The following is a 768-nucleotide window of genomic DNA, read 5'->3' as shown; positions in this document are numbered from 1 at the left end:
AAGCCGGGGAGCAGTCCTCGGCTTGGTTTGTTTTTTGTTCGCAGGTCCCTGAGCGAGGGGTGATTGGGCTCCAGGGAACATCACTGCTGAACATTGTGTTGGGCAAACATAGGTCATTCGGCAGAGGGCAACCCGAGCCAGTTGCAAGACCCCTCGCACCCGCGCTAATCCCACCCGACTTGCGCAGAAGCGGGTAATTTTGACGTTATAGCGAGTTGCTTGATACCCCGCCGTTGCGAAGAATAAAGGCTGCTGAGTGCGTTGCTGCGCATCTCAACAGGCAGGCAATCTCGGGCGGCGGAACTGTTAGGAGCACAATCGTAATGACTCTCTCGGGCACTTTGAAGCAACGTCGCCGCGCCTTCCACCCATGTCGCCAGGTAGCCGGATTTACCCTGGTTGAATTGCTGGTGGTGATTGCCATCATCGGCGTCTTGGTCGCGCTATTGCTTCCTGCGGTACAGGCGGCCCGCGAAGCGGCTCGGCGCGCTCAGTGCCAAAACAATCTGAAGCAGATGGGCCTTGCCGGGCTGAATCATCTCGACTCGCAAAAGCATTATCCTTCTGGCGGCTGGGGTGACTTCTGGATGGCCGACCCCAATCGCGGTTATGGCGAGAAGCAGCCGGGGTCGTGGCAGTACAACATGCTGGAGTACATGGAGCTTGGCGCTCTTCGCCGTCTTGGCGTGGGCGCTGCCTTCAACTCGGCGGCCTTTCAAACGGCGAGCACACAGCTCAACACCACGCCTGTCCCTGCGTTTACCTGCC

1 protein-coding gene is annotated in these 768 nt (G+C 58.7%); it reads left to right on the top strand.

The window, feature by feature from the left end; all coding sequences use genetic code 11:
• Window positions 1-323: 323 nt before the first annotated feature.
• A partial coding sequence (locus tag JNK74_28635) for a DUF1559 domain-containing protein (GenBank protein ID MBL7650152.1) occupies window positions 324-768 on the top strand: 445 nt, incomplete at its 3' end.

It is taken from the genome of Candidatus Hydrogenedentota bacterium (assembly GCA_016791475.1).
GTDB lineage: Bacteria > Hydrogenedentota > Hydrogenedentia > Hydrogenedentales > JAEUWI01 > JAEUWI01.
This window is presented reverse-complemented; position numbering and strand designations above follow the sequence as displayed.